A 26907-nucleotide genomic window follows, 5' to 3' on the forward strand; every position below is an offset into this window, starting at 1 on the left:
CCCGACATCGTGAAGAGGAGCCAGCAATGCAGATCAACGACATCGACCACATCGAGTTCTATGTCGGTGATGCCCAGCAATCGGCCTTCTACTGGTGCACCGCCTTCGGATTCCAACTGTGCGGCCAGGCCGGGCCGGAGACCGGCCTCGCGGACCAGCGGTCGCTGCTGCTGCGGCAGGGCAACGCGCGGTTCCTGCTCACCTCGGGCCTGACGCCCGCCCACCCGGCGGCTCGCTACGTCGCCAGGCACGGCGACGGCGTGGCGAACATCGCCCTCGCGACGCCGGATGCCGGCGAAGCGTTCGAGGAGGCCGTCGCCCGCGGGGCGAGAGCCGTCGAGCCGTTGTCCACGGCCGTCGACGACGAGGCACGGGTGGTGACCGCGACCGTCGGCGGCTTCGGCGACGTCCATCACCGCCTCGTCGAGCGGCACGGCTCGGAACACGCCTTCCTTCCGGGGGTCATGGACATCCTCACGTCCGAGCCGGAGCCCCGTGAGCAGCATTTCTCCCTGGTCGACCACGCGGCGGTGTGCCTTCCCACCGGAGACCTCGGACGGACCGTCCAGTACTACCGTGACGTGTTCGGCTTCCGCCAGATCTTCGAGGAGTTCATCGAGGTCGGCGCCCAGGCCATGGACTCCAAGGTGGTACAGAACGACGCGGGGACCGTGACGTTCACCCTGATCGAGCCGGTGCCCGGATACCGGGCGGGCCAGATCGACAGGTTCCTGGAGCAGCACCAGGGCGCGGGCGTACAGCATCTGGCGTTGCTGACCAACGACATCGTGGCCGCGGTGAGCGACCTGGACGTCCGCGGCGTCCAGTTCCTGAGCACACCTGCCAGCTACTACCGCTCCATCGAGGACCGCCTCGGCCGGACCGACGTCCCCGTCGAGCGGCTGCGGGCCACCAACGTCCTGGTCGACCGGGACCACTGGGGCGAGCTGTTCCAGATCTTCACCAAGCCCGTGCACGTCCGGGGCACCTACTTCACCGAGCTCGTCGACCGGCACGGCGCCCGCTCGTTCGGCAGCAACAACATCAAGGCGCTGTACGAGGCCGTCGCCCAGGACACCGAGGTGAGCGCGTGACCCTCGACCACGACACGACCCGGCGCTCTCGCAGAAAGGTATCCCGATGACCTCGCAAGTTGACTCGTTCGCGCTGACCGACGAGGAGCGCGACCTGCTGCCGTCCGACTCCGACGTGCAGTTCTACCTCGAGCACGGCTGGTTCCTCTCCCCTCGGATCTTCAGCGACGCCGAGGTCGACCTCCTGGTGACGGCCAGCGAACAGTTCTACGCCGGTCATCGCGATCGGGTCCTGCCGGTACGCCCGGCGAGGCTGGCCTACTGGGAACCATCCGCCGGCGCCGTCCAGCGCCACAACGACTACATCCACTACGAGTCGGCCGCCATCGGCGAGATCCTGCGCAAGCCGCTCATCGGTGCCATCGCGGCGCGACTGGCACAGGCCGACGCGATCCGCATCTTCCAGTCCACCCTGATCTACAAGCCGGCCCGGCCCGCGGAGGAGACGAACATCGTTCCGTGGCACTTCGACAGGCACTACTGGGCGACGTCCACGTCCGAGCGCATGCTCACCGCGTTCCTCCCCTTCCACGACTGTGACGAGGAGATGGGCACCATCACCATGGTAGACGGCAGCCACCGGTGGCAGGAGATCGGTGGGAACGACGAGACCTCCCGGCACTTCGCCGACCGCGACCGGACGCAGCTCGAGGAGATGCTGCGGGAGAACGCCGAGGCGAACGGCACCGAGGTCCGCAAGGTCCCGATGATCATCCCGAAGGGGCATGTCAGCTTCCACCACTGCCGCACCTACCACGGCAGCGGGGCCAACGTCAGCGACCGTCCCCGCCGGGCGATCTCCCTGCACCTGCAGGACGGGGACAACGCGTACCGGAAGTTCAAGCTGTCGGACGGGTCCCAGGTCAGCTATAACCACGACGTGCTGGTGCGTCGCCAGGCGGACGGCACTCCCGACTACTCCGACCCGGAGTACTGCCCGACGATCTGGCGCGGATAGCCGTCCACGATGGCCAGGAGACTACTGACCGCCTCGTCCGTCCGGACGGGCCTCAACATCGCGTCCTGGATAGCGCCGGCGCTCGCCGGCCACGGCGCGTACGTCACCTTCTGCAAGACCTGGAAGCGGGCGAACCTGCGGGTCACCGAACAGGAGGTGCACGCGTCGGCCATCCGGGACGTCGTGGTGGTCAGGGGGAAGCGGGTCGTCACGTACCGCTGGGGTGACGGCGTGAAGCCGGTGCTGCTGCTGCACGGGTGGCGCTCGCGGGCGTCACGGTTCGCTTCCTTCGTTCCCCGGCTGCTCGCCCACGGGTACAGCCCGCTGAGTTTCGACGCCCCCGGCCACGGCCACTCGGGCGGCGAAGCCACCACCGTGGCGGAGTACGGCCGCGTCATCGACGAGGTGCAGCGGTCCTTCGGAACCTTCGAGGCGATCGTCGCCCATTCGTACGGCGTGCCGTGCGCCCTGCTCGCCGTACGCAACGGCGTGCGGACCCGGAGACTCGTGGCCATCAGCGGTGTCGCGGACCTCGGGTTCCTGGTCGACGAGTTCCACCGGCGGCTGGGGGTGAACGAACGGGTCGTGCGCCGCCTGCACCGGCGCGTCCAGCAGGAGGTCTTCTCGGCCGGGCAGGGCGGCGGACACCTGTCGCCCGGCGCGCGAGCCGAGGCCGCCGTCCCGATGCTCGTGATCCACGACGGCTCCGACACCACGGTCGGCATGGATCACGCGAACCGGCTCATCGCCGACTACGCCGGCCCGGCCCGGCTGCTCGTCACCGACCGGCTGGGCCACCAGCGCATTCTCATCGCCCGTGAGGTGGTGCAGGCGGTGGTCGAGTTCGTGGACGAGGCGCCGAGCGCGGCGTCGCTGGCCCTTGCTCCAGAAGCCGACGACTGATCGTCTCCGGAAAGGACATCGTGCACTTCTCGGATCCCCTGGCCAGCACCGTCGCCGACGAACTGGCGCGGTGCGGTGTCACCGACGTGGTCGCCTCGCCCGGCTTGCACTCCGGAGTGCTCGCGCACGCCGTCCACCAGTGCCCGGGCATGCGGCTGCACGTACGCATCGACGAACGGTCCGCGGCCTTCCTCGCGCTGGGGCTCGCCCGGGCGAGCGGCCGCCCCGCCGCCGTGGTGTGCACGTCGGGCACGGCGGCAGCCAACCTGCATCCCGCCGTGCTGGAGGCCCGGCACAGCCGCGTGCCGCTGGTCGTCATCACCACCGATCGGCTGCCCGCGCTGCGCGGCACGGGAGCCAACCAGGCGACCGACCAGGTACGGCTGTACGGGACGGCGACGCCCCACTACACCGAACTGCACACCGAGCCACCCACCACGGCCACGGTGCGGTACTGGCGCTCCGCGGTGTCCCGGGCCCTCGGCAACTCCGCCTCCGGGCCGGTGCATCTCAACATCGGCCTGCACGAGCCGTACGACGCACCGGCCCCACTGCCGGACGAGGCGGCCCTCCTGGCGTCGGTGCGCCCACCGGGGGAACCCTGGACCCGGGTCCGGCATGCTCCGGAGCCACCGCGCACGCTGGACGTGCCCGCCCGCGGGGTGATCGTCGTCGGTGACGGCGCGAGCGATCCGCACGCCGCTGTCACCTTCGCCGAGCAGGCCGGGTGGCCGTTGCTCGCCGAGCCGCAGAGCGGTGCGCGCTACGGCGCCAACGCCATCCGGACGTACGGCGACCTGCTCAGCCATCAGAAGTTCCGGAAGGGGGCCGAGCCGGAGATGGTGATCACCATGGGGCGGCCCGGCGTCCACCTCGCGGTTCTCGACTACCTCGGGCAGTCCCGCGACCATCTCGTCGTCGATCCGTCCGCTGACTGGGCCGACCCCACCCGCGGCGCCAGCGAGGTGCTGTCCCGGCTCGGTACGCCGAGGCTGCGTGGCCAGGATCCGGATTGGCTGCGCCGGTGGCAGGACGCCGACAAGGCCGCCAGTGCCGCGCTCGACGTGATGCTGGACCGCACCGATCTCAGCGAGCCGCGTATCGCCCGCGACCTGGTGGCGGCGCTCCCGGACGGGTCGCTGCTCTTCGCCGGCTCCAGCATGCCGATTCGCGATCTGGAACAGACCATGCGACCGCGTCAGGACGTCCGGATCCTCGCCAACCGGGGACTCAGCGGCATCGACGGAGCGGTGTCCAGTGCGATCGGTGCCGCGCTGGCGCACCAGGCGCAGGGCGGCGGCCGAGCCTACGCGCTGCTCGGCGACCTGTCGCTGCTGCACGACCAGAACGGACTCGTCACCGGCCTCGGCTCACCGCGGCCGGACCTCACCATCGTCGTGGTCAACAACAACGGCGGCGGCATCTTCTCGCTGCTCCCGATGCGGCGGCCGATCGACGACTTCGAGGTGCTCTTCGGTACGCCGCACGGCGTCTCGTTCGAACAGGTGGCGGCCGCGGCTGGCTGGCCGTACACGCGGGCCGCCGGCACGGCCGATCTGCTCGCGGTGCTCGACCAGCCCGGTCCCCGGCTGGTCGAGGTGGTCACCGATCGCCGGGACAACGCGTCGCTGCACCGGCGCCTCACGGTGGCCGTCACGTCCGCCGTCGGAGCGGCCCTGTGAGCGGAGCTTCCACCCACTCCACGTCTGCCCGCTGGGGGAAATGATGTCGACCTTCCACGCTCAACCGGACCACACCGTGGCCGCGGCCCCGCCACGGGTACGACTGAGTGACGCCGCGCTGGTACAGAGCCTGCTCTCCGGGGCGTGGCTGGGCCAGGCCTGCTACACGGTCGCGAAGCTCGGCATCGCCGACCTGCTGGCGGACGGTCCGGAGACCGCGCCGAACCTGGCCGCGCGGTGCGGCGCCGATCCGGACGCGCTGCTGCGTCTGCTGCGGGCACTGGCTTCCGTCGGACTCTTCACCCAGCGGGGACGCGAGACGTTCGAGCTCACCGGCGCTGGCTCGCTGTTACGAAGCGACGTGCCCCAATCCGCCCGGGCCAGCGCCATCATGCTGGGCGAGGAGGTGTTCCGCTCCTTCGCCGAGCTGCCGCACGCGGTCCGGACCGGCACCCCGGCCTTCGACCAGGCGTACGGGCAGCCCATGTACACCTACCTCGCCACTCACCCCGAGGTCGCGCGTACGTTCCACGCCGCCCTCGGCAGCCATCGGACGGTACCCGCCGCCCTGTCGCGGTGTGACGTCGACGGGGCCCGCACCATGGTCGATGTCGGTGGCGGCGACGGCGCGCTGCTCGCCGCCCTCCTCACCGGCCGGCCGGAGACCCGCGGCGTCCTGCTCGAACTGCCGGAGGCGATCCGGCAGGCGAGCACCCGCTTCGCCGAGGCCGGTGTCGCGGACCGGGTGACACTTGTGGAGGGCAGTTTCTTCGACCGGGTGCCCGGCGATGGCGATCTCTACCTACTGGCGCGCTGCCTGCACAACTGGAGCGACGACAAGGCCCTCGCCATCCTGCGGACCGTACGCGAGGCGATGCGACCCGGAGCGCGCCTGGTGGTGCTGGAGAAGGTGGTCCCGGACGGCCCCGGACCGAGCCAGGCCAAGATCTTCGATCTGCTCATGCTGGCCATGGTGGAGGGGCGCAACCGGACCGACGGCGAGTACCGGGAGCTGATCGGCCGCAGCGGCTTCGACGTAGTGGCCGTACATCCGGCGTCCCGCCACGATCCGCGGGCCGAGAGCGCGATCGAGGCCGTCGCGGTGTGAGACCCGCAGCAGTCGCTGTCCTGAACGCGCTGTGCCGGCGCGCTGACACCGGCACGGTCGAGAGGAGATCGCATGTCCGTACGGAAGGCCGACTTGCACCGGAGTCTCGCCGACCCGGTGCTCGACACGATGACGTTCCTGAACGAGATCACCATGCGCTATCCCGAAGCGATCTCCTTCGCCCCCGGCAGGCCGTACGAGGACTTCTTCGACACCGAGGACATCTTCACCTACCTGCGCCGCTACCTGGCTCACCTGGAGCAGGACGGCTGTTCGCCGGAGCAGATCCGCACCACGATGTGCCAGTACGGCAACACCGCCGGGCAGATCCGTGACATCGTCGCCGCCGCACTGCGCACCGACGAGGGGATCGACGTGCCGGCCCGGTCGATCGTGATCACGGTGGGCGCACAGGAGGGGATGCTCCTGGTGCTGCGGGCGTTGTTCGCCGGGCCGCGGGACGTGCTGCTGGTCTCCAGCCCCTGCTACATGGGTATCACCGGGGCGGCGAGCCTGCTGGACATCCCGGTCGTCGAGGTCGAGGAGCCGGAGAGCGGCTTCTCCGCCGCGGTGGTCGCGGAGGCGATCCGCCGGGAACAGGCCGCCGGACGCCGGCCGACGGCGTTCTACCTGGTGCCCGACCACTCCAACCCCTCCGGGCGTACGGTCGGCGAGCGGGAGCGGGCCGAGCTGCTGGCCGTGGCTGAGCGACACGGGGTGCTGATTCTCGAAGACAGCCCGTACCGGATGGTCAGCCCCGGCGACCGGGTTCCCGCGCTGAAGGCCATGGACCGCGCCGGGGTGGTGGTGCACCTGGGTTCCTACTCCAAGACGGTGTTCCCCGGTGCCCGGGTCGGTTACGTGATCGCCGACCAGCCGGTCGACGGCGGTGCGGGCGGTTTGCTCGCCGACCAGCTCGTCAAGCTCAAGAGCATGACGACGGTCAACACGTCGCCGTTGAGTCAGGCCGTGGTGGCCGGTGCGCTGTTGGCGGCGGACGGCCGGTTGTCCGAACGCAACGCCAAGGCGGCCGACCACTACGCCGCCGCGATGGACGCCACCCTGCGCGAGCTGGACCTGCGGCTGCCGGCTGAGCGGCGGGCCGCGCTGGGTGTCAGCTGGAACAGCCCGGCCGGCGGCTTCTTCCTGACCATGCGGGTGCCGTTCGCGGCCGACGAGGCCGCGCTGGCCCGCTCGGCCGACGAGTTCGGCGTCGTCTGGACGCCGTTGCGATACTTCTACCTCGACGGCGGGGGTGCGGACACGCTGCGGCTCTCGATCAGCTATCTGTCCGAGGAAGAGGTCGTCGAGGGCGTACGCCGGCTGGCCGACTTCGTCGTCGCCGAGGCCGGGCGCGCACGCCGGGAGGCCGACCGATGACCTACCCGGCCGCGCCGGAGCCGCCGCGCCTGGACACCGTCGACGACTACCGGGCGCTCGCCGAGGCGATGCTCCCGGACGCGGTACGCGATTTCGTGGCGGGCGGCAGCGGGTCGGAGACCACCCTGGCAGCCAATCGGCGGGCCCTGGACCGCGTGACCGTGCTGCCCCGGGTGCTGCGCGGCGCGGAGCGGGCTGATCCGTGCACCACGCTCGCCGGAACGCCTGCCGCCTTGCCGCTGGCTGTGGCACCGATGGCCTACCAGCAGCTCTACCACCCCGATGGTGAGATGGCGACCGCCCGGGCCGCCGCGTCAGCCGGAGTGCCCTTCATCAGCAGCACGCTGAGCAGCGTGAGCGTCGAGGAGGTGGCCGGGGTCGGCGGTGAGCACTGGTTCCAGCTCTACTGGCTCAAGGACGACCGTGAGACGTTCGGGCTGGTGGAGCGGGCCGAGGCGGCCGGTTGCCGGGTGCTGGTGGTCACCGTCGACGTGCCGATCATGGGGCGCCGGCTGCGGGACGTGCGCAACCTGTTCACGCTGCCCGCTGGTGTGCGGTCGGCGAACGTCCGGTCCGGCGCGCAGAGCGTGGCCCACCGGGGCAACGGTGCCGGCTCGGCGCTGGCCACCCACACGGCCGCCGAGTTCCACCCGGGTCTGGGCTGGGAACACATCGAGCTGCTGCGGTCGCGTACCTCGCTGCCGATCGTGGTCAAGGGAATCCTCGACCCGGGCGACGCCCGCCGGGCGGCCGAGGCGGGCGCCACCGGGGTGGTGATCTCCAACCACGGTGGCCGGCAACTGGACGGGGCGCCGGCCAGCGTCACCATGCTTCCGGCGGCCGTCGAGGCGGTTCCGGCGGGCTGTCAGGTCTACCTGGACAGCGGTATCCGTGGAGGAACCGACATCCTGCGGGCGCTGGCGCTCGGCGCGGACGGTGTGCTGATCGGCCGGCCGGTGATCTGGGCACTGGCGGCCGGTGGCCAGGCGGGCGTGACCGGGCTGCTGGGGCTGCTGGCGGCCGAGCTGCACGCCGCGATGCGGCTCGCGGGCTGCGCGGACGTCGCCGCGGTCCGGGAACTCAGCGCGGTCCTCACCGGATCAGGCGATCGGTGTCCGCTCGACGAAACGATGGGATGACTCATGCCGGAAATCAACGCTCTGCCCGATGTCGGACGAGCGGCATTGTCCGACGCGATCCGCGGTGCCGCTGTTCGCGCGGCAGCGGTGATCCGGGCCGCCAAGTCTCCGGACGCCATGGTTCCCGGGCTGAGCTGGACCGTCGGCGAGACCGCGGCGCACCTGGTGAACGAGTTCGTCGACTACACCGCGTACGCGCAGGGACGGAACAACCCCGCCGCGGGCGACCACCCGTCGCGGCGCAACGCCGAGGCGAACGCCGCGCAGTTGCGTACCGATCCCGATCGTGACCTCGCCTCGCTGGCCGATCGGCTGCTGCCGGCGGTGACGGGATTCCTGGCCGTGGAGCCTCCGGCGCAACCGCTGATCGTCAGCAACGGCCTCGCGTTGAGCTGGTCGACGATGAGCTCGGCGCTGCTCGGCGAACTGGTCGTGCACGGGCTGGACATCGCGCGGGCGAGCGGACAGCCGTGGCGCATCGACCGGTCGGACGCGTTGCTGGTGCTCGACGGCGTCCTGACGATGATGCCGCGATACCTGAACCCGAAACGCGCCGCGAACGTCCGCGCGAGCATCGAGATCAGGTTGCGTGGCGGCCCGCGCTATCTGGTGGAGATCGACCACGGGACCGCGGTGAGCGGCAGGTCGGCCGCGCAGACCAGGCCGGACTGCTGGGTCTCCGCAGACCCCGTCGCGTTCCTCAAGGTCGGCTTCGGTCGCACCGGCCAGTGGGGCCAGATCGCCCGCGGCAAGCTGCTGGCCGGCGGTCGCAAGCCCTGGCTCGCCACCACCTTCGGCACTGTGGTCACCAGGCCATGAGCGCTCGCACCGGTAACCATCACCACGATTGATCAATCAACGGGAGGCATACTGTGTGTGGAATTGTCGGATGGGTGGACTTTGCCCGTGACCTGCGCCGCGAGGGCGCGGTGCTGCGGGCGATGACGGCGACGATGAGCCTGCGCGGGCCGGACGCCGAGGGCGTGTGGCTCGACGAGCATGTCGGCCTCGGGCACCGCCGGCTCGCCGTCATCGACCTGTCGACCGGGGCGCAGCCGATGACCGTCGAGCACGACGGCGCCGCCATCGCCGTGATCACCTACAGCGGTGAGGTCTACAACTATCGCGAGTTGCGCACCCAGTTGCGCGGGCTGGGCCACGAGTTCCGCACCGAGAGCGACACCGAGGTGGTCCTGCACGCCTACCTGGAGTGGGGCGAAAATTTCGCCGGGCACCTCAACGGCATGTACGCCTTCGGCCTCTGGGACCCGCGCGAGCAGGCGCTGCTGCTGGTCCGTGACCGCATGGGCATCAAGCCGCTCTATTACCGGCCGATGCCGGACGGCGTGGTCTTCGCCTCCGAGCCCAAGGGTGTGCTCGCCCACCCGCAGGTGCCGGCCGTCGTCGACACCGACGGGCTGCGCGAGCTGCTCGCCTTCACCAAGACGCCTGGACACGGCATCTACCGGGACCTGCGCGAAGTGCGCCCCGGCGAGATCGTCCGGGTGGACCGGTCCGGGCTGCGCGCCCGCCGCTACTGGTCCCTCACCCCCCGGGAGCACACCGACGATCGGGACACCACCGTACGGACCGTGCGCGAACTGCTCGACGACATCGTTCAGCGGCAGCTCATCGCCGACGTGCCGCTGGGCGTACTGCTCTCCGGTGGCCTCGACTCGTCGGTGATCACCGCACTGGCCGCCCGCGCCCTCGCGGCGCAGGGTGCCGGGCCGGTGCGCTCGTTCGCGGTCGACTTCGCCGGGCAGACCGAGCACTTCCAGCAAACCGGGATGCATCTGACGCCCGACGCGCCGTTCGTGCACGAGGTCGCGCAGCACGTCGGCTCCGACCACACCGACATCGTGCTGGACTCGCCCGCCCTCATGGACCCTCTCTACCGCGCCGGAGTGCTCACCGCGGCCGACGTACCCCCCGCGCTCGGCGACATGTACACCTCGCTCTACCTGCTCTTCCGCGCCGTCCGGGAGCGGTCGACAGTGGCATTGTCCGGCGAGTCCGCGGACGAGGTCTTCGGCGGTTACGCCTGGTTCCACGATCCGGCCGTGATCCGTGCGGACACGTTCCCCTGGATGGCCGCGATCCGTGGCGCCCCGGGTGACCCCCAACCGCCGAGCCTGTTCGCGCCCGATCTGAAGCTCGACCTGCCGGGCTACCAGGACGCGGCGTACCGGCAGGCGCTGACCGAGGTCGACCACCTGCCCGGCGAGTCGCCGGAGGAGTACCGGATGCGCGAGATGTTCTACCTCAACCTCACCCGCTTCCTGCAGGTACTTCTCGACCGCAAGGACCGGATGAGCATGGCCCACGGCCTCGAGGTGCGGGTGCCGTTCTGCGACCACCGGCTCGTCGAGTACGTCTACAACGTCCCGTGGAGCCTCAAGTCCTTCGACGGGCGGGAGAAGAGCCTGCTCCGCGCCGCCACCGCCGACGTGCTGCCCGCCTCGGTGGTGGCCCGGCGCAAGAGCCCCTACCCGAGCACTCAGGACCCGGCCTACGAGCGCATGCTGGCCGACCGGACCAGGGCTGTGCTGACCGACCCCGGCGCGCCGGTGCGGGCACTGCTCGACGACAACCGCGCCCGCGCACTCGCCGGTGCCAAGCTCGAGGGCGGCGCGCTGGCGGTGGCCCGGCGCAGCGTGGAGATGCTGCTGGGGCTCAACGAGTGGTTGAGTCGCTATCCCGTCCGCCTGGAGCTGAACTGACCGGCGCACCGCCACCCTGGAGTCCGAATGGAGCTGATCATGCGGGTGGTGGTGATCGGCAGCGCTTCAGGCGGGGTGGCTCAGCACAGCTGACATAGACCGCGATCGATCAGCTTGTTTTCTCTGCGTAACGTCTCCGGCTCCTCCCGCTGCCGTCGACACGACCCGACGCCTGCGACCACCGGATGCCGGAGACCGGCCCTCAAACCGACCGACGGGGAAGAAGCACGCCTTGATCAAGCCAACAAGCATTGCCGTGGTCGGCGTCGGACCACGCGGACTAGCCACCCTCGAACGCATCAGTGCCAGCCTCCGCGACGACGACCCGCCCGTAAGAGTGCACCTCATCGATCCCTATCTCGGGTCGGGCGGGCGCGTCTGGCGTACTGACCAGTCACCCGAACTCCTCCTCAATACGGTGGCCTCGCAGGTCACCATGTACACCGACGACAGCGTGGGCTGCGCCGGCCCGGTCCGACCTGGCCCCAGCCTCTACACGTGGGCGAAGACCAGCCCCGATCTGCCACCCCTCTTCGCGACCGAGGCCGCCGCCCTGGGTCCGAACGCCTATCCGAGTCGCGCGCTCTACGGCCACTACCTCGTGCATGTGCTCAACGCGGTCCTTCTGAACCGGCCGGCGAGCCTGACCGTCGAGCTACATCGGACCACTGTTGTCGACCTCCGTGACGGCCCCGACGAACACCAGGAGATTGACCTCCTTGATGGCGGTCGACTGCAGTCGCTTGACGCGGTGGTACTCACACTGGGACACCTACCGACCCAACCGACCGACGAGGAGGCCGCCATCGCGACGTTCGCCGGCCACCGTGGACTGGCCTACGTCCCACCGGACAACGCCGCCGACGTGCGGCTCGGCCACATCGCTGCCGGAGAGCCGGTGATCCTGCGTGGCCTCGGCCTCAGCTTCTTCGACTACCTGGCGCTGCTGACCACCGGCCGAGGGGGCGTCTTCGACCGCCGGTCCGACGGGCGGCTCCAGTATCGTCCCTCCCGACAGGAGCCTCGGCTGATCGGGTTCTCCCGCCGCGGCATTCCGCACCAGGCCCGCGGGGAGAACGAGAAGGGAGTATCGGGTCGGCATCAACCGCTCGTGCTGACCATGGAAACGGTCGACCGCCTGCGCGAACGGCGACAGCGAGGTGACTCCGTACGCTTCGGCTCTGATGTCTGGCCCCTGGTCGACCGCGAGGTGCGCTTGGTCTACTACGCGACACTGATCTGTGGTGAACACGGCCCAGCTGCAGCCCAACAGTTTCGCAGCGACTACGCCTGTCTGGCGGGGCCAGAGCCTGTCGCTGGGCCTCTCGACCGTCCGGAGAGCAACGAGGCAGTCCAGCTACTACGAAGGTTCGGCGTCGCACAGGGAGCCTTCTGGTCCTGGCAGCGGATAGTCGCGCCGCACGCCGGCGAAAGCTTCGCCACCGAGGCAGAATATCGCAAATGGCTCGTGTCCTACCTGGAGGACGACGTCCGGCAGGCACGGCTCGGCAACGTCAGTGGCCCGGTCAAGGCCGCCCTCGACGTACTGCGCGATCTACGCAACGAGATACGGCTGGTCGTCGACCACGCAGGTGTCAGCGGCGACTCATACCGCGACGAGGTCCAAAGATGGTTCACTCCACTGAACGCCTACCTCTCGATCGGGCCACCGGCACGCCGTATCGAGGAAATGATCGCGCTCATCGGGGCCGGCATCCTGCACGTCGCCGCGCCCGGCGCCACACTCGATTACACCGGCCGGGAGTTCCGGCTGCGCTCCGCGGTGGAACCGGGGCATACGATCCAGGCGCGGACGCTCATCGAGGCCCGCATACCGGATCCGGACCTGCGACGCAGCGCCGATCTACTGACCCAGAACCTGAGCCGGCGGGGTGAGTGCGGCGGCTACCGGATCCCCATCCCGGGCGGCGGAGAGCACCGAACCACAGGACTCGCCGTGACCACCCGGCCCTATCACCTGATCGACAACGCGGGGCGTCCGCATCCGCACCGGTACGCGTTCGGCGTCCCGACCGAGGCTGTCCACTGGGCCACCGCCGCGGGCATCCGCCCCGGCCTCGGCTCGGTCATCCTGCAGGACGCGGACGCCATCGCCCAGGCCTGCCTGCACCGGACCATCGCAACTCGGATGCTCCGAAGCACCGACGAAAGGCGAACCGATGAGTGACGACAGCATCCTCTCACCAGCCTGGGCCGGCACTGACGTGGGAGTGCACCTCAACGACACCGCGTGGATACGCGCCATGCTGGACGTCGAGATCGCACTCGCCCGAGCCCAGGCGAAACTCGGTGTCATCCCCGCCTCTGCCGTCACGGCGATCACCGCCGCGGCGGTCCCCGAACACATCGATCTCGAAGCGATAGCAGAGGGCGTACACGCCACCGCCAACCCGGTGGTCGCTCTTGTCAGCGAGCTGACCAGGGCGGTCCGCGCCATCGACCCAGACGCCGCTGAATATGTCCACCGCGGCAGCACCAGCCAGGACATCGTCGACTCCGCCGCGATGCTGGTATGCCAACGGGTACTGACGCACGTCGAGATCGACCTGAACCGGACAGCGAAAGCACTGGCCACGCTGGCCGAAGAACACCGCCTCACCCCGATGGCCGGCCGCACCCTGACCCAGCACGCGGTCCCGACCACCTTCGGTCTCAAAGCCGTAACCTGGAGGCACGGTGTCCTGGACGCACTACAACGGTCCCAACACATACGTACGTCAGGTCTTCTGGCATCGCTCGGTGGTGCCGCCGGCACCCTGGCCGCCTACGACGAGTACGCCACCATGGCCGGAGCCGACTCGGATTCTCTTTCGCTGTGCGCCGTCTTCGCCGCCGAACTGGGCCTCACCGAATCCCGCCTTCCCTGGCACGGAGTCCGGACTCCCTACGCCGACGTCGCAGCCGTGCTGTGCGTCGTCAGCGGTGTCCTCGGCAAATTCGCTGCCGACGTGCTCGTACTGAGCCGAACCGAGATCGCCGAGGTCGCCGAGCCGGCGGCGGACGGCCGGGGCGCATCGTCGGCAATGCCGCAGAAACGCAACCCGGTCCTTGCCACCATGATCGCCACGGCTGCCCGGCAGGTCCCGCCGACGGCGCTGATCCTCTTCCAGTCGATGGTGGCCGAGGACGAACGCTCGTCCGGCGCCTGGCACGCCGAATGGCAGCCGCTACGCGACTGCCTGCGGATGGTTGCCGGCGCGGCCCGCAACGCTGCTGACCTCGCCGAGGGCCTGACGATCGACCCGGACCGGATGCGCGCCAACCTGGCCATGACCGGCGGTGCCGTGGTGGCCGAGAGGCTCAGCGCGCGCTTCGCTCCGCTGCTGGGCAAGTCGTCCTCAAAGAAGGCGCTAACCATCGCGGTCGCCGAGCACGCCGACTCCGCCGCTGACCTGACAGCCGCGCTGGCCGCCCTCGCACCAGGCGGGCCGACCAACGACGATCTGCGGAACTGGCTCGACCCAGACGGATATATCGGTGCTGCCGGAAAGCTCGTGGACGAGGCCCTGCGGCGTCATCGCGACACACCATGAGCACGAGAGACAAGTCGCCGACGATGGCTCCACATCCGGATCCACCTTGTGCGGCGCCGGTACCGCACGTCACTGACCCAGGGATGGCAGCACCGTTCGAGCCGGCCCAGGCTCCGGGAGCCCGCTCATCGTGAGCGGGCTCCCGAAACGGCTCAACCAGGCGTCAAACGGTTCAGTTGCAGTCGCGCGGATCGCGCCATGAGCACGGCCTGCGTGTGTTCGGCCGCTGGAGCGACCTCGGTCGATCAGGCCTGCAGGCGTACGCGGCGACGCCGTGCGACAAGCACCAGCGTGATGCCGACCGCGACGGCGATCGCAGCAGCGCCGACGTACAGCATGATGTTGTCGCCGGTGACCGGCAGGCCCGGGCCGGTCGACGCCGACGGTGACGGCGTCGTCGTCGAAATCGGCGTCGAGGTCGGCGTCGAAGTCGGCGTCGGCGTCGAGGTCGGCGTCGTCGTCGGCGTCGAAGTCGGCGTCGTCGTCGGCGTCGAAGTCGGCGTCGTCGTCGGCGTCGAAGTCGAAGTCGAAGTCGGCGTCGCGCTCGGCGAGTTCACGGCGACCTTCTTCGCCGCCACAAAGACGCGCGGCTCGTCGCTGTCGTCGGCTCTGACCTGCGCCAGAGTGTGGTTGTCCTCGCCGTTCTCGCCGGCCAGGATCTTCCAGCCCGCCGGGGCGGTGAAGGTCAGCAGGACGTCGCCGGCGGGGAGGCGCGCAAAACGGAACAGGCCCTTGGCGTCCGTGCTGGCCTCGGCGTACTTCGTCTTGCCGTCGGCACTGGTGGCGACGACCTTGACACCCGGGACGCCAGGCGTGCGGGGCGTCCACTCGGCGTCATAGGACTCACCCTGGAAGACGTAGCCGCCGAGATCGTCGAAGACGCCCGCCACCAGCAGCCGCACGCTGGTGATGTTGTCGGCGTCGTTGGCCTCGCCGTTGTCGGCGGCAAGCGAGAAGGCAACGAACCCGTAGCCGGACTGCCACGCCACGTGGTTGGTCTTGCCGGTGATCTGCACGGTCTTGGTGACGCCGGCGGCGAGGTCGAAGCCGGTCGACAGCTCACCGTAGGCGACACCGTCGACACCCTCGCTGTCGCCGCCGGTGTAGTGCACGTGTTTGGCGTCGACGGAGCTCTTGTTCCGCACCGTGACCGTGATGGTGAAGGTCTCGCCCTCGGCGTAGTTGGCCTTGTCGGCTGCGGAGGTCACCGCGATATCCGGCATGGGCTCGGCGGCCAGGGCGGCCGCTGCCGGAAGGACGGCCACGAGCGCGCCCACGAGGGCGGCGGCGGCAAGTTTGCGCATGGAGGTCTCCGTAATGGGGGCGGGAATCAGCCGATGCTAGCGGCTGGGCGAGTCGCTCCGCTGCCCCAAGATCACTGGAAACACCAAGAGTGACCGAAGTCCCCGCCTGAGGGACGCGGTGACTCTGGGGGCGGAGCGTGCGGACCTGTCGTACCTGCGCCAGTCACCACACGGTCACTAGGATGTTCATCGATGCGGGCGCACCGAGGGCGCCGCCTGACGCGTCCGGGGGCCCTCGTGTTCGGCGAAATCGTCCGCAGGCACCGCACCAGATTGTTGATGACCCAGGAAGAGTTGGCCGAGAAGGCCGGCCTGAGTGTTCGCCATATCCGCCATATCGAGTCCGGCCGGGTCGCAGCGCCACGCGCCGGCACCGTTCGGCTGCTGGCCCAGGCGTTCAGGCTGACCGACACCGACCGGACCGCGTTTGAGATGGCCGCACACGCGGCTGAGGACCGTATCGCTACCGCTGTTAGGCAACACGCGGCGCCGCCGCCGGCGCAGATCCGTCCGGCCCAGCTACCCGCTCCGGTGTCCGGCTTCGCGGGGCGCGCCGCACAACTACTCGCCCTCGACGCCGCAGAAGGCCCGGTCGTCCTGGTAGTTGGCACTGGCGGCGTCGGCAAGACCACCCCCATCCTGCACTGGGCGCACCAGTCCGCGGAGCGCTTTCCGGACGGGCAACTGCACGTGAACCTGCTCGGCTTCGACCCGTCCCGCGCGCCGGTCGACCCGACCGACGTGTTGCACGGCTTCCTCGATGCTCTGGGTGTCGCCGGTCCACAGATTCCCGCCACCCAGCAGGGGCGCGCCGCGCTGTACCGGTCGCTGCTGAACCGGCGGCGGATGCTGATCGTGCTCGACAACGCCAGCGACGCCGACCAGGTCCGTCCACTACTGCCCGGCAACCACGCCTGCCGGGTGCTGGTGAGTAGCCGGGACAGCCTCACCGGTCTGATCGTCAGCGACTCGGCGAGCGTGCTCCCGCTGTCCCCGATGGAGGTCGCCGAGGCCCGGGAGTTGCTCGGCCTGCGACTGGGGCACCGACGGGTGGCTGCGGAGCCGACCTCGGTGGACCGACTCATCGACCGATGCGATGGCCTGCCGATCGCGCTCGCACTGGTGGCCGCTCGGCTCGCGACAAACCCCACGGCCACCGTCGGCGGCCTCACCGCCGAGATCGACGATCCGGCGCGTACGCTCGACGGCCTCACCATCGGCGACGCGAGGACCGACATCCGTGCGGTTTTCTCCTGGTCGTATCGCGTCCTGTCCCGTCCGGCGGCGCGCCTGTTCCGGCTGCTGGGCGTGCATCCGGGGCCGGACGTCTCGGTGGACGCGGCCGCCAGCCTCGCCGGCTTCGAGACGCCCGCGGTACGGACATGGCTCGCCGAGTTGGCCCGATGTCATCTCGTGCGCGAACACCGCCCCGGGCGCTACGAGTTGCACGACCTGCTGCGCGCCTACGCGGCGGAGCTCGCCAGCACCGAGGAGACCGCCCAGGACCGTGCCGACGCGCTGCGTCGGATCCTCGACCACTACGTCCACATCGCCGCCGCAGCAGCCGGCCTGCTGCTGCCGCACCGCGACGAGGTGGTCGTGCCCGACCGCCAACCGAGGGTGGTGCGGGTCCGCCTTGAGAACCGCGACGCCGCAATGGACTGGTTCACCGCCGAACACCAGGTGCTGCTCGCCGTACTCGAGATCGCGACGCTGCCGGAGTTCGACGCGTACGTCGACCCGTGGTGTCAGTCGTTCGTGGCCTTCGCGTCGCTGCGCGGGCACTGGCAGGAGGAGCTGCGTGGCCATCGGGCCGCCCTCACCGTCGCCCACCGGCGTGGTGACGCGGCGCGGCAGGCGCGCGGACATCTGGGCATCGCGGTCGTGCACAGCCGACTCACCGAGGCCGAGACGGCCGAGCGGCACTTCCGGCTCGCGCTCGACGCGTACGAGAAGGTTGGTGATCTGATCGGTGCCGGCCACGTATACAGCAATCTGGCCCGCATCCAGGATGCGGACGGCCGGCACGACGACGCGTTGCGCCTGGCCGAGGAGGCGCTGCGGCGGTACACGGCCGCCGACCACCGCCCGTTCCGGGCCCGCGCGTTGAGTGGTGTCGGCTGGTACCAGGCAAAGATCGGCGATCGTGAGGGCGCGCTGCGCTCTGGGATTGAGGCGCTCGCGCTGCTGCGCGAGATCGGGGATCGGGATGGCGAGGCCGCGACACTGGACACCCTCGGGTACGCGTACAGCCAGGCCGGTGACCACAGTAAGGCGGTCGTCCACTACCAGCAGGCCGCGACGGTGCACCACGACATGGGTGACCGGTACAACGAGGCATTGGTCCTCTCCCACATCGGTGACAGTGAACGGGAACTCGGCAAGACCGAGGAGGCGCGAGTCACCTGGACCGCGGCACTGGAGATCCTCCTCGACCTGAATCACCAGGATGCCGAGGGTCTACGGCTCCGGCTGGCCGCCCTCAACTGAGCATTTCAGCAGGTCGGCACGGGACGGATCAGGATGTGGGCGGCCTCCTTGGCGGCGGTGCAGGCCGTCGACGCCAGATCGTTCAGTTCCCGACGGTCGGCTGCGGGCAACCTGGTCGCCGCCTGGCGACGCAGCGCCAGCTCGGTGCCCGTGAGGTGTGCCTGCAGATCGCATTCGCCGTCTGCGACCGCGATCGTGACCTCTCGCGCCGGCACACCAGCCGCTTCGCGCGCCGCGGCCGGTCTGGCGTACGGGAGGCCCTTCGACCGCATGCAGCTCGCCCAGCGGCGGGTGGCCGCTGCAAGCTCCGGGCTGCCCGACACCTGGTCCCGCAACCTGTTGCCGATGACCTGTGGGATCGAGTCGACGCGCGCCCATCGGACGACGTCGGTGTACACCGCGGCGCGGCCCTGTGCGACGCAGCCGGAGGAGGGGAAACTCACCACCGACGCGTCCGGCAGGGTGAGGCCGAGATCCCGCGAGCCGTCGCCGAACAACGCCTTCTGGAACGCGGGGCGCTTTGCATCCGGGCCGACGCTCGGCGGATTCACCGGGCTGGTGAACTCGTATCCGCGGGACCGACGCTTCGGCAGGTCGACCAGCCGGTGCTCGTCATCGCCGGCAGCGAGCGGTGGCACGTAGGGCCGGTAGGTCTCGCCCAGCGCCGCCATGCAACGACGGGTGACCTCCTCCTCGGCCGCCGTCGTGAACAGCCGCCGAGCCGGCTGCGCGCCAGAGTCGGTGACCAGGTCGACGGCTTGTTCGGTGAGCGCATCCGCAGGCGGCGGGGTGGTGCCCGGCCCCGGCGCGCACGCGCCAGAGACGAGCACCACGACCACGGCCAGGGCCGCCGACCGATTTACCACGTGCACCACTTGTGCGATGAGAGCCGGTTGTCCATCGGGTTCCCATCGGTCATCTTGTCGAGCTTGAGGTTCGCGAGGTGGCCGCCCTTCGCGAGGTTGTAGTAGCCGCGACCGGTGCCGTAGTTGACGTCGTCATAGAGCTGGATGTTGCAGTTCTGTCCGTTGTTGAAGACGGAGCTGGCGCAGTTGTTCCACGTCCCTCCGTTGATTGGGCCGCAGCTCTTGTGTGCCCACCCGAAATAGGAGCTGGTGCTGTTCGGCCACTGGCCCGGTCCGTCGCTGTAGTTGGGGTTGACCCAGACGCAGAACGAGCCCGGATCGCACGCCGCCATCCCGCCGGACGCCAGCAGGTTGTCGACGGGCACGACTGCCCGTCCCCCGTTCGACGCCTTCGTCGCCGCCAGTTCCGCAGCCGCTGCAGCGGAGTTGTCTCCGGCGGCCGACAGGTGCGCCGCGTTCGCCGGCCCTGCCAGAACCGTCGTCATCAGGATGACGCCGGCTCCGACGGCCCCCACGCGCCGTAGCAGTGTTCGCATTTCATGACCCCCACAGTGTCTCGATCGTTCTGCGTCGATCTGGCTTGGTCCATCGTCGATCCCTGGCTCGGCCGCGCACAGGAAAGCAACCGGCAAGCGACCGGCACTTTGGTTCGCGTAGAAGGCTTCCTCGGCACGAGCGGCTGTTCGGCATCGAGCAGGGCTTAGAGATTGGCTACGCAGCGCGACTGGCGGACATGGGTGTGACGCCGCTTCTCCCCCACGCTCGGCGGTCGCGACCCACAGGTGACTCATGATCTCTGCGGGCGGGTAGCGAAGAGGCCGGCTGGACTGTGTCCAACCGACCTCTGACCTGCTGCGGAATGTGGTGGGCGATGCTGGTATCGAACCAGCGACCGTTGAACCGCGAACAACTACGTGAACCTGCGCACCACTATCGGCTGCGCGTGGCCCAGACCGGACCCACGTATCGCATCGGCGTCAGCTTCCGACGGGCGCGACGCCGCTGGCGTTAGGACGTTCGGCCCGTGCGGGCGCCGCCCGATCGACGGCCGGGAACACCACACTGACACCGTCGGGGACGACCGAAGAGGTCTCCAGCCTGAAGGTCCTGGTCAGGGCACTGCCCGTGGATCGGTGTCTCGAATGACGGAACTACGGCGGACTCCAGCAAGCTCACCCGCAACGCCAAAGCTCCAGCAAGCTGTTTGCGGCGACCGCCGCAGGTTCACCCACCACGACGGTCACCGCCAACCCCGATGGCCTGGCCGAATTGACCCAGAGCGCCGTGCCGACTCGCAAACGTATCGACGGCCAGTGAAAGGACCTTGGTCAGCCCTTAACGGAGGGCCGAGGCGCTAACGGATGGTGAAGGTCAGCGGGTTCGAGATGCCGAGGCCGCCGTGGGAATCGTGGACCCGCACGGTGAAGGTGGACGACGTGCCGGCCGACAGGGCCGTCTGGAACTGGTAGCGCTGTCCGCTGTTGGTCGGCGTCACGGCCAGCCGGGTTGCGCCGAGGTACAACTCCACCCGGCTGACGAGGTCCCCGGGATCGGTGTCGGCGACGTCGGCGACCAGCGTGACGGTCGTCGGCTCGAGGAAGTAGGTCTGCCCGCCGGGGGTGCTCAACGCCACCGCCGGCGGGTGGTTGGTGCCGGTGGACGCCGGCGTCACCACCGTGACCAGCAACGGCGGCGCAGCGCCAGACAGCGACTGGTCGGTGCCGGCCGAGACGTACAGCACGAAGGTGGTGCTGGTGCCGGGCTCCCCGATCGGTGGTGTCCACAGCGCCTCGTACCGGTCACCGGTCGTCCTCACCCCCCGGGCCACCGTGACGCCGTCCACCCGGAACGACACCGAGGTGATGCTGTGGCCGCCTCCCACGGTCGCGGTCGCCGCCAGCGGGACGGTGCCCGGCGTGGTGTACACCGCGCCGGCGGTCGGGCTGAGCCAGGTGACGATCGCCGGGTAGTCAGCGACCGGCGGTGTGGTCGTCCGGGTCGGCGTCACGCTGGGCAGGACGCCGCCGGTGCACGTGACGCCGTTGAGCGTGAACGACGCCGGTATGGGGTTGCTGCCCGACCAGGCGCCAACGAAACCGATGTTCGCGGAGCCATTGGTGCCCAGCGTCGCGTTCCAGCCCAGATTGGTCGCGCTGACCTGCTGGCCCGCCTGGGCCCAGGTGGCGCTCCAGGTCTGCGTGAGCCGCTGGTCGACTGCAGGGAACGCGAACCGCAGCGTCCACCCGTTGACCAGGTCACCCAAGTTGGTGACCGCGATGTCGGCGTGGAAGCCACCGGCCCACTGGCTGGTGACGACGTAGTTCACCCGACACCCGGCCGCCGCGTTCGCCGCACTGGCGTGTGAGATCGCGGCCATCATCGCGACCATGGCAACAGCGATGGCGGCCACAGCAGTCAGCGACTTCCGCATGGCACACCTCGCCGTAGATAGTTGGGCGTCTATGAATATGTCGACTGTCCTGCCGCTCCGCCTTCCTGTCAAGGCACGCACGGCAGTCCTGCCGCCGGCAGGACAACGGACAGCCCACCCATGGCTGATCGGTGGCGGCCACAGCGCCGAGCAGGCAGAAGAGTGGATAGCGCAGCTTCCCGGCTGGACCGCGACTGACCGCCAGGTCCTGGACGACTTCGCGTCAAAGAACGCAACGAAGTGGGCGGCCAAGTCCCGGCAGAGAACCGAGCGCCGGGTACGCGACCTCGCAATGTGGACCGGCGAGTGGGCAGATCACCAGACCGACGGCCATCAGTCAGCCCCGAGCCACAGCGCGGGGCACCCTCGTGATGTGGGCGCCGGTGCCGCTCTCCCGCCACAGTGGAAGCTGGCCGACACCGGCTACCTCATGACGACGACCTACCGGGCCGATTCCGACACAACTCCTCCATCGCCGTACACCGCACGGCTTCAGACCTCCGGCGATGTTGTCACCGCCATCGTTCTCGACCTTGAGCGGCAGGTCGCCGCGTCCGGCAGGCTCACGACCGCCGACGCATTCGGGATCGTCGACCAGGGTCGAAACCGCACCTGCACACCGGAGCCGCGGACTGGGCAACGTGGCCATGCGCTCGCTCGCGCCGCACGCCCTCCAACTCGGCGCGGACACCGGTGTCCTGGTCGCTACTGACGACGGCCACCGTCTTTATCGAGCTCTCGGATGGACAGTACGCACACCCGTCGCGGCCGCGTACATACCAGAGCCCAGAAGTGCCTGATCCACGCACGCTCGTCGGCATGACCGAACGTCCCGACTGGATAACCGAAAGCAGCATGCCTGATATCTTCGGTGCCGCCGAAGAGGTCAATGCCGGCAGAAGGCGCGGGGACAGTCGTCACACAGTGCCGGGAGAATCCGCACCGGCGGCTGTCGGCGCTGCTGCCGACTCACGGTATCGACGTTGCCCCGCCAACCGATCGGGGTTGGGTAAGGTCAGTCGAATGATCTTCAGGATCGCCCGCGGCCGGCAGGGCTTGCCGTGAGGATGGCATCGCGGTGGACCGTGCTGGCGCCGACGGTCGCGGTTGGCCTTGTGATACTCGGCTTGGCGCTCACCGGAGCAACCGCCATCTACCACCTCACCTCCGCGAACGTGGCCGCCTACGTGACTCCCGCAGAGGCAGCCAACGGAAATGGTCTCGCGGACCTCGGCCGCGACGTGATTGACCAACTGACCATGGCAGTGACCGGCCTGGCCGCAGCCGTTCTGCTCCTATCGATGACGGGGATCATGCGCGGCAAGACGTGGGCACATGCAACGACGTGCATCGTGACCGCACCTTTTGCCTTATGCGGCGGGCTGGCGTTCATCAACAGCCAAGGACCTCCCGCCGGAGACCCCGGCGAACTGGGCAACCTCACGCTCGGACATACTTCCGCGCCGACCTGGGTCCTCGTCGGCGACACACTGGGACCGGCTCTCCTAGTCGGTGGGGCAGTCGTCGCCATGATCCTGCTACAGCTTCCCGCCGTCTACCGACGCTTCCACCCCTCCCGTTAGCTGCGCGACTTACACGGGCTTGCATCATGAGTGGCGTCGAGGTCTAGCGGACTACCAGCGCCGGCCGTTTGGCCAGAAGCGCGAGACCGGATGACGCCCCTCACGCCGGCCAGGCCATGAACGGCATCAGCGGTCCGTCAACATCGAGGAAGATCAAGGGCAGTTGGCAACGCCGCGTGTCACGCACGAACCGTAGCGTGAGACGGTCGTTCCCTGAGCACCTCACGCACCTGCATGAGCGCGAATCCGAGCAGGTTGAGGCCTCGCCAAGAGCCGGGGTCGGCAGCAGCGGGATCGTCGCGGTTCAGGCCGATACCCCAGATCCGGTCGACTGGGCTGGCCTCCACGAGAACCCGCTGCCCCGTATCCAGCAGGAATGCCCGTAGCGCGGGATGCTGGTCGAACTTGGCGAGGTTCCCGGCCACCACGATCGCGCAGCGGTGTTCGCTCCAGGTCTGCTGATCAAAACCTGCGACACGTCCTCCCAGCGTCTTGGCGGCGTGAGGATGCGGCGCGGCAAGAATCTCTTCGGCCATCGCACGGTCGCCGAACAACATGGCCTTGCGCCACATCATGTAGTGCTCCGCAGTGGCGAACCCTAGGCCGTCGGCGGTGAACGCCGCCGGCCACCACTGGCTCAAACAGCCCGCGCCGACACGCCCGTCCCGCTCGGGCTGGTGCCCCCAGAAGAACAGGAACTTGACCCGATGACCCTGCGCCTGCGCAGCGGCCAGATCCGCGACGCTACGAACCGATGCCAGCATGGTCCGAGTGTGCGCTACTGGCGCTCTACGCACCCTCGCATTTCGGCTGCGGCGACGCGCCCAAGAGCGGACGGTGGGTGACACACTCCACCCGAACAACCCAGCACGATCATCATGACCTGCACGCATTGCGGAGACCGCCGGATGGTTCGGGGAAACCCTCTCGTCGCAGTTGGGGACGCCCGCGGGACAACGAGAGCGAGCTACCGTCCTGACCCCTTCGGGTCCGCCAAAGGCGCCAACACAGAGGACGCGCCGGTCACCGCGTTGCGGGTGGGATCGGAGCCCTTCCAACCTGATGCCACGGCCCGGCCATCACGACCGTCTTCTCGGACACCGCGCGCACTTCGCGGAACGCGCCCGCGCCGCCGGCACCGTGGTGCTCCCGGCGATGGCCTTTTTCGGCGGCCTCGGCGACCTGCTGGTCACTACCGCGATGGGCGACTGGACGGCTACGGACGAGGTGCACGTCGCCTACGGCCTGAGCAGCTGGCACCCGACCGACGACGCGCTGCCGACCCTGGAGTGGTCCTTCCCGGCCCCACTCGGCCCGCAGAGCGTCATCGGTGAGTTCACCATGGCCGACGTCGTCACCGTCCCCAGCCACCTGGACGTGCCGGAGGTCCGCACCTACATGACCTCCAAGGCGGCCTCGGACCTGTTCTCTCCCGACCCACGACACCGACAGCCGTCGACGATCGCAACCGCTCCGCACAGACGTTCGTCATCGACGTCTTCGTCCGCTCCGGCGACACGGAACGCCGCGTGGCCGCCACCGGTCAGGACATCTACGCCATCAGCGCGCCGCTCGCGGTGGAGGCCGTCGACCGCCTCCTCACCGGCCGGACCCGGGCAACCGGCGTCGTCTCCGCCGGCGCGGTCTTCGACGCCCCCAACTTCCTCAATGCCCTGTCCGCGCACCTCACGCTGCACGTGCCGGCCGGCGCCCGCAGCTGACCAGCGACTCGTGCCGGCCCAGTCCTGGAACAGATCGTGCAGCCCGGCGCCAAGGCCTCGGTGCCACGCACCCAGTCGAACCATCACCATCACGGCTGAGCCCAGACGCTCCGCGCAGATGGGCTCGGCCGGACTTAACAGGCCCTCGTGGTTGAGCAACATCCGTCGTTGGATGTCGGCCGGTTCGGTCTCGACCAGCCCTCAGACTCGACGGCTTCGCGCACCGGCTCAAAGCGCGTCGGATACATCCGCTCATCGGCATGTCGCCCGAGCACGACCAGGACCGCCAGTGCTGACGCCTTCGGATTCGCCGAAGAGGTCTCTGGGCAAGAAGCTCTGGTCCGAAGGTCGCGGGGAGGACTTGAGTCTCAGCTCCCGGAATCCATACCGACGGCACCACGGGCGGCCCGCAGCGTCACTGCCTGGTCCAGTACACGCACTACCCTCGGCCTGAGCGCGGACCTCGTCGGCCAGGTTCCCGCCGATCACCCGGGCAGCGAAGTGGGCCTCCATGAGGGTCCGGGACGCGATGATCTCCGGGTGGCCCGCCTTTCAATCAAAGGTTTCGAGCCGCGGGCCGGTACCCGACAAGCCCACCGGCGGAGAACCCGTCTTCGTCGTCGCAAGAAAACCCTTCGATACGAGCGAAGGGGATCGACCACAATGCCACGGTGGAACGCGAGCACCTGGTGAAGTTGAGCAAACGGATGTCGAAGGCACTCCGGCACGATCCCGACCGGGTCGGCCTGGTGCTCGACCCGGCCGGTTGGACTCCCGTCGACGCTCTGCTCGCGGCCCTACGGATCGAGCGGGCCGAGCTGGACGCGGTCGTCGTCGGCAACGACAAGCAGCGGTTCGCTGTCGAGCGCGGCCCCGACGGGGTGCTGCGGATCCGGGCCAACCAGGGTCACTCGGTCCCGGTGGACCTCGGGCTGCCCCCGGTGGCCCCACCGGACCGGCTCTATCACGGCACCAGCGCCAGTGCGCTGGAGTCGATCCGGGCCACCGGCCTGCACCGCGGTGGCCGGCACCACGTCCATCTCTCCGCCGACACCGAGACCGCCCACCGGGTCGGCACCCGACGGGCCGGTCGGGTCGTGATCCTCACCATCGACGCGGCGGCGATGGCCGCCGACGGGCACGTGTTCCACCGCAGCGCCAACGGCGTCTGGCTCACCGACGCGGTTCCTGCCAGCTATCTGCTCGACTGAGCCGCGGCCAGGCCGGGGCCGCTGATCGGCAGGAATCAGATCACACGACGGCTCTCCTCGCTGCCGCGGTCTCCTGCCGCCCGCTGGCGGTCTCGTTTCGGGGCTGAGGTAGCCCAGTAACGGCTCGTCTTCACCTACGCCCACGGCCCGCGGCAGAAGGTCGTGCGAAGCCTTTGCATGCCGATGGCACTCTGCAAGGGTGACGGCCGCCGATCTACCCGCAGCAAAAGAGGCTCACCACGCTCCGGCTCAGCCCGACGACGCCGTGATGTATGCGGCGGTTGCCGCTCGACGCCTGCAATGGGACAACATGCTGTGGCAGGTCCCGACTCTCAGTCTGACCGGTCAAGCCTTCCTGTTCACGATCGCGTTGGGGGCGGACAGCAGCCGCTTGGCGCGGATCGTGGCTTCGACGCTGTCCATCGTCATGACCATTCTGTCGATGCACCTGATGTCACGCCACCGGCAGGCTGAACATACAGATGCTCACTGGATCGAGGACTACGAACTTGCCCATTTCGGGCGAGCCTGGCATGGCCACACCTGGGCCGAACACCGCAACCAAGAGCAAGGAAGCGGCCTCCTAGCACACTTCAAAGGGTTCCAGGTATGGATGGCGGGCCTCTCTGTATTCGGTCTTGCAGCCGTCGCCGTCCTGATCATCACCGCGGTGAAGCCCTCGATCCTGAAGTAGCAGGACATGTGCCGTCGGGGCTGGCCGCTTCCCACGCTACCGGCGGCAGATCACTGCGTTCCTCGC

General features: G+C 69.3%; 22 protein-coding genes. 17 read left to right on the forward strand and 5 right to left on the reverse strand.

The window, feature by feature from the left end:
• Window positions 1-26: 26 nt before the first annotated feature.
• The 11 genes from hppD to ACGFIQ_RS00435 all read left to right on the forward strand — a co-directional run bounded on the left by hppD (window position 27) and on the right by ACGFIQ_RS00435 (window position 14541).
• A complete protein-coding gene (gene hppD, locus ACGFIQ_RS00385; protein ID WP_393237102.1) occupies window positions 27-1094 on the forward strand; it encodes a 4-hydroxyphenylpyruvate dioxygenase in 1068 nt (355 codons plus the stop codon).
• 46 nt (window positions 1095-1140) lie between these two features.
• Window positions 1141-2052 carry a phytanoyl-CoA dioxygenase family protein gene (locus ACGFIQ_RS00390; protein ID WP_357522343.1) on the forward strand — a complete coding sequence of 304 codons (912 nt, stop codon included), beginning with the start codon at window positions 1141-1143 and terminating at the stop codon, window positions 2050-2052.
• Window positions 2053-2061: 9 nt separating this feature from the next.
• Window positions 2062-2955, forward strand: a complete 894-nt coding sequence (locus tag ACGFIQ_RS00395; RefSeq protein WP_393237106.1) for an alpha/beta hydrolase — start codon at window positions 2062-2064, stop codon at window positions 2953-2955.
• Window positions 2956-2975: 20 nt separating this feature from the next.
• Window positions 2976-4637, forward strand: a complete 1662-nt coding sequence (menD, locus tag ACGFIQ_RS00400) for a 2-succinyl-5-enolpyruvyl-6-hydroxy-3-cyclohexene-1-carboxylic-acid synthase (protein ID WP_393237109.1) — start codon at window positions 2976-2978, stop codon at window positions 4635-4637.
• A 40-nt stretch (window positions 4638-4677) separates the two neighbouring features.
• On the forward strand, window positions 4678-5745 hold the full coding sequence (locus ACGFIQ_RS00405) for a methyltransferase (RefSeq protein ID WP_393237112.1): 1068 nt from the start codon (window positions 4678-4680) through the stop codon (window positions 5743-5745).
• A 72-nt stretch (window positions 5746-5817) separates the two neighbouring features.
• Complete coding sequence (locus ACGFIQ_RS00410) at window positions 5818-7125, forward strand: PLP-dependent aminotransferase family protein (protein ID WP_393237115.1); 1308 nt, start codon at window positions 5818-5820, stop codon at window positions 7123-7125.
• Window positions 7122-8264 carry an alpha-hydroxy acid oxidase gene (locus tag ACGFIQ_RS00415; protein ID WP_393237118.1) on the forward strand — a complete coding sequence of 381 codons (1143 nt, stop codon included), beginning with the start codon at window positions 7122-7124 and terminating at the stop codon, window positions 8262-8264. The genes ACGFIQ_RS00410 and ACGFIQ_RS00415 overlap by 4 nt, the downstream gene beginning before the upstream one ends.
• Before the next feature lie 3 nt (window positions 8265-8267).
• Window positions 8268-9083, forward strand: a complete 816-nt coding sequence (locus tag ACGFIQ_RS00420) for a maleylpyruvate isomerase N-terminal domain-containing protein (RefSeq protein WP_393237121.1) — start codon at window positions 8268-8270, stop codon at window positions 9081-9083.
• 53 nt (window positions 9084-9136) lie between these two features.
• Window positions 9137-10987 (forward strand): asparagine synthase (glutamine-hydrolyzing), encoded by a 1851-nt coding sequence (gene asnB / locus ACGFIQ_RS00425; RefSeq protein WP_393237124.1) that lies wholly within the window; start codon window positions 9137-9139, stop codon window positions 10985-10987.
• A gap of 256 nt (window positions 10988-11243) precedes the next feature.
• Window positions 11244-13175: an FAD/NAD(P)-binding protein gene (locus tag ACGFIQ_RS00430; protein WP_393240207.1), complete on the forward strand. Its 1932-nt coding sequence runs from the start codon at window positions 11244-11246 to the stop codon at window positions 13173-13175.
• Complete coding sequence (locus ACGFIQ_RS00435; RefSeq protein WP_393237127.1) at window positions 13168-14541, forward strand: adenylosuccinate lyase family protein; 1374 nt, start codon at window positions 13168-13170, stop codon at window positions 14539-14541. Before ACGFIQ_RS00430 ends, ACGFIQ_RS00435 begins: the two co-directional genes overlap by 8 nt.
• Before the next feature lie 245 nt (window positions 14542-14786).
• Here ACGFIQ_RS00435 and ACGFIQ_RS00440 read toward each other — a convergent pair whose 3' ends face one another.
• Window positions 14787-15845, reverse strand: a complete 1059-nt coding sequence (locus tag ACGFIQ_RS00440) for an SdrD B-like domain-containing protein (RefSeq protein ID WP_393237130.1) — start codon at window positions 15843-15845, stop codon at window positions 14787-14789.
• A 192-nt stretch (window positions 15846-16037) separates the two neighbouring features.
• Between ACGFIQ_RS00440 and ACGFIQ_RS00445 the strand changes: the two genes are divergently transcribed.
• The gene (locus tag ACGFIQ_RS00445; RefSeq protein WP_393237133.1) at window positions 16038-18335 is read left to right on the forward strand and encodes a tetratricopeptide repeat protein; all 2298 of its coding nucleotides are present in this window, start codon (window positions 16038-16040) and stop codon (window positions 18333-18335) included.
• A gap of 5 nt (window positions 18336-18340) precedes the next feature.
• Here the strand turns inward: ACGFIQ_RS00445 and ACGFIQ_RS00450 are convergent, their stop codons facing one another.
• The 3 genes from ACGFIQ_RS00450 to ACGFIQ_RS00460 form a co-directional block, all read right to left on the reverse strand.
• A complete protein-coding gene (locus ACGFIQ_RS00450) occupies window positions 18341-19210 on the reverse strand; it encodes a hypothetical protein (RefSeq protein ID WP_393237136.1) in 870 nt (289 codons plus the stop codon).
• A complete protein-coding gene (locus ACGFIQ_RS00455; RefSeq protein ID WP_393237139.1) occupies window positions 19195-19686 on the reverse strand; it encodes a peptidase inhibitor family I36 protein in 492 nt (163 codons plus the stop codon). The genes ACGFIQ_RS00450 and ACGFIQ_RS00455 overlap by 16 nt, the downstream gene beginning before the upstream one ends.
• An 869-nt stretch (window positions 19687-20555) precedes the next feature.
• The gene (locus ACGFIQ_RS00460; RefSeq protein ID WP_393237142.1) at window positions 20556-21632 is read right to left on the reverse strand and encodes a cellulose binding domain-containing protein; all 1077 of its coding nucleotides are present in this window, start codon (window positions 21630-21632) and stop codon (window positions 20556-20558) included.
• Window positions 21633-22138: 506 nt separating this feature from the next.
• On the opposite strand from ACGFIQ_RS00460, the gene ACGFIQ_RS00465 reads away from it, so the two are divergent.
• Both ACGFIQ_RS00465 and ACGFIQ_RS00470 read left to right on the forward strand, forming a co-directional pair.
• Entirely contained in the window at window positions 22139-22432 is a 294-nt protein-coding gene (locus ACGFIQ_RS00465) for a GNAT family N-acetyltransferase (protein WP_393237145.1), read from the forward strand.
• 285 nt (window positions 22433-22717) lie between these two features.
• Window positions 22718-23215, forward strand: a complete 498-nt coding sequence (locus ACGFIQ_RS00470) for a hypothetical protein (protein ID WP_393237148.1) — start codon at window positions 22718-22720, stop codon at window positions 23213-23215.
• Between the two features lie 179 nt (window positions 23216-23394).
• Here ACGFIQ_RS00470 and ACGFIQ_RS00475 read toward each other — a convergent pair whose 3' ends face one another.
• Window positions 23395-23979, reverse strand: a complete 585-nt coding sequence (locus ACGFIQ_RS00475) for an NADAR family protein (RefSeq protein WP_393237151.1) — start codon at window positions 23977-23979, stop codon at window positions 23395-23397.
• 765 nt (window positions 23980-24744) lie between these two features.
• On the opposite strand from ACGFIQ_RS00475, the gene ACGFIQ_RS00480 reads away from it, so the two are divergent.
• From ACGFIQ_RS00480 to ACGFIQ_RS00490, 3 genes are all read left to right on the forward strand, one after another.
• Entirely contained in the window at window positions 24745-24936 is a 192-nt protein-coding gene (locus ACGFIQ_RS00480; RefSeq protein ID WP_393237155.1) for a hypothetical protein, read from the forward strand.
• A 671-nt stretch (window positions 24937-25607) separates the two neighbouring features.
• Complete coding sequence (locus ACGFIQ_RS00485) at window positions 25608-26147, forward strand: RNA 2'-phosphotransferase (protein WP_393237158.1); 540 nt, start codon at window positions 25608-25610, stop codon at window positions 26145-26147.
• A gap of 199 nt (window positions 26148-26346) precedes the next feature.
• Window positions 26347-26841: a hypothetical protein gene (locus ACGFIQ_RS00490; protein ID WP_393237161.1), complete on the forward strand. Its 495-nt coding sequence runs from the start codon at window positions 26347-26349 to the stop codon at window positions 26839-26841.
• Window positions 26842-26907 lie beyond the last annotated feature (66 nt).

It is taken from the genome of Micromonospora sp. NPDC048898 (assembly GCF_043198035.1).
Lineage (GTDB): Bacteria > Actinomycetota > Actinomycetes > Mycobacteriales > Micromonosporaceae > Micromonospora.

What these genes read in the sequence shown, in the direction of transcription:
- ACGFIQ_RS00420 (WP_393237121.1), top strand. Translation starts at nt 8,268, where the DNA reads ATGCCGGAAATCAACGCTCTGCCCGATGTCGGACGAGCGGCATTGTCC.
- ACGFIQ_RS00390 (WP_357522343.1), top strand. Translation starts at nt 1,141, where the DNA reads ATGACCTCGCAAGTTGACTCGTTCGCGCTGACCGACGAGGAGCGCGAC.
- ACGFIQ_RS00405 (WP_393237112.1), top strand. Translation starts at nt 4,678, where the DNA reads ATGATGTCGACCTTCCACGCTCAACCGGACCACACCGTGGCCGCGGCC.
- hppD (WP_393237102.1), top strand. Translation starts at nt 27, where the DNA reads ATGCAGATCAACGACATCGACCACATCGAGTTCTATGTCGGTGATGCC.
- ACGFIQ_RS00440 (WP_393237130.1), bottom strand. Translation starts at nt 15,845, where the DNA reads ATGCGCAAACTTGCCGCCGCCGCCCTCGTGGGCGCGCTCGTGGCCGTC.
- ACGFIQ_RS00475 (WP_393237151.1), bottom strand. Translation starts at nt 23,979, where the DNA reads ATGCTGGCATCGGTTCGTAGCGTCGCGGATCTGGCCGCTGCGCAGGCG.
- ACGFIQ_RS00435 (WP_393237127.1), top strand. Translation starts at nt 13,168, where the DNA reads ATGAGTGACGACAGCATCCTCTCACCAGCCTGGGCCGGCACTGACGTG.
- ACGFIQ_RS00460 (WP_393237142.1), bottom strand. Translation starts at nt 21,632, where the DNA reads ATGCGGAAGTCGCTGACTGCTGTGGCCGCCATCGCTGTTGCCATGGTC.
- ACGFIQ_RS00415 (WP_393237118.1), top strand. Translation starts at nt 7,122, where the DNA reads ATGACCTACCCGGCCGCGCCGGAGCCGCCGCGCCTGGACACCGTCGAC.
- ACGFIQ_RS00445 (WP_393237133.1), top strand. Translation starts at nt 16,038, where the DNA reads ATGCGGGCGCACCGAGGGCGCCGCCTGACGCGTCCGGGGGCCCTCGTG.
- ACGFIQ_RS00410 (WP_393237115.1), top strand. Translation starts at nt 5,818, where the DNA reads ATGTCCGTACGGAAGGCCGACTTGCACCGGAGTCTCGCCGACCCGGTG.
- ACGFIQ_RS00395 (WP_393237106.1), top strand. Translation starts at nt 2,062, where the DNA reads ATGGCCAGGAGACTACTGACCGCCTCGTCCGTCCGGACGGGCCTCAAC.
- ACGFIQ_RS00455 (WP_393237139.1), bottom strand. Translation starts at nt 19,686, where the DNA reads ATGACGACGGTTCTGGCAGGGCCGGCGAACGCGGCGCACCTGTCGGCC.
- ACGFIQ_RS00465 (WP_393237145.1), top strand. Translation starts at nt 22,139, where the DNA reads ATGTTGTCACCGCCATCGTTCTCGACCTTGAGCGGCAGGTCGCCGCGT.